At 62.5% G+C, this 1,652-nt stretch carries 1 protein-coding gene; it reads right to left on the bottom strand.

The genetic code is table 11. From position 1 onward, the window contains the following. Positions 1–1,652, bottom strand: a 1,652-nt coding sequence (locus C8D72_RS00090) for an Ig-like domain-containing protein (RefSeq protein ID WP_115852407.1), incomplete at both ends; no start/stop codon positions are given.

Below are 1,652 nucleotides of genomic sequence, written 5' to 3'. Positions count from 1 at the left end.
GTAGCCGTATAGCTCTGGTTGCCCACGCTGACCGTGACGGTATCACCGGGTGCGGCATCACCGCCGGTACGACCGGTGATGGTGACATCCTGCGCGGCTTCCGCGGCGTTGATAACGTCGTCACCGGCGATCGACTCCAGCGAGATCGTGACGACGGGAATGGTGGTATCGACGGCGTAGCTCGCTGCGGTGTTGGCAGAGCCGGTATTACCCGCCGCGTCGGTGTGGCTAACCTCCAGGCTGATCGAATTATTCTGCACCAGCTGGCTGCCGGGCACGTTGATCGAGAAGATGCCGTCAGCATTTACGGCGCCGGTGTAGCTCTGACCACCCACAGTCAGGGTGACGATGTCGTCAGCTGCAAACTCGCCCGAAACTGAACCGGTTACCGGAATGGTCTGACCGGCCTCGTCGGCGTTGACGATGTTGTCGCCGGCAATGGTATCGAGCTGGATAACCAGTTCCGGCGGTGTAGTGTCGACGCCATAGTCGCGAGCGGTCTCGGCGCTGCCGGTATTACCTGCCGCATCCGTGTGACTGACCGACGCCGACACACTGTTGGCACCAGCAGCAGCCAGCACGCTGCCGGGAACAGCGACGCTGAACGCGCCGTTCTGACCGACAGTGGCCGTATAACTCTGGTTGCCGACGCTGACCGTAACGGCATCACCGGGCACTGCATCGCCACCGGCGCGGCCGGTGATGGTCACATCCTCTGCGGCTTCCGCAGCATTGATGACGTCGTCACCCGCGATCGTATCGAGGCTGATGGTAACAACGGGCAGATCAGTGCTGACCGAATAATTTACAGCAGCATTGGCCGAGCCGGTATTGCCCGCCGCGTCGGTATGACTAACGTCGGCACGAATTGAATCGCTCTGCGCCAGCTGGCTACCGGGCACGCTGATCGAGAAGGTGCCGTCACTGTTGACCGCGCCGGTGTAGGTCTGCTCGCCGACTGTGATAGTGACGATATCGCCGGCAGCAAACTCGCCGCTGACCGAGCCGGTCACCGGAATATTCCGACCGGATTCCTCGGCGTTGACGATATTGTCGCCGGCGATGGTATCAAGCTGGATGGCGAGATCTGGCGGCGTAGTGTCGACCCCGTAGTCACGGGCGGTCTCGGCACTGCCGACGTTGCCGGCCGCATCCGTATGACTGACCGACGCCGAGACACTGCTGGCCCCGGCAGCAGCGAGAATCGAGCCCGGCACGGCGACGCTGAACGCACCGTTCTGGCCTACTACCGTGGAGTAGCTCTGCCCGCCAACCGAGACGGTAACGGTATCGCCGGGTGCAGCATCGCCCCCGGCACGACCGGTGATGGCCACATCCTGCGCGGCTTCCGCGGCGTTGATGACGTCATCGCCGGCAATGGTATCGAGGCTGATGGTGACAACCGGAATGTCGGTATCAACGGCATAGCTCGCCGCGGTGTTCGCCGAACCCACATTACCGGCCGCGTCTGTGTGACTGACCTCGGCACGAATTGAATCGCTTTGCGCCAGCTGGCTACCAGGGACGTTGATGCTAAAAGTACCGTCGCCGTTTACTGCACCGATGTAGCTCTGATCGCCGACGGTCAGGGTAACGATGTCGCCGGCAGCATACTCGCCGGTTACCGAGCCGGTGACCGGGATATCGCGGCC

This window comes from Kushneria indalinina DSM 14324 (assembly GCF_003385845.1).
Lineage (GTDB): Bacteria > Pseudomonadota > Gammaproteobacteria > Pseudomonadales > Halomonadaceae > Kushneria > Kushneria indalinina.
The sequence above is the reverse complement of the archived record's forward strand: the minus strand, read 5'-3'. Positions and strand labels throughout refer to the sequence as shown.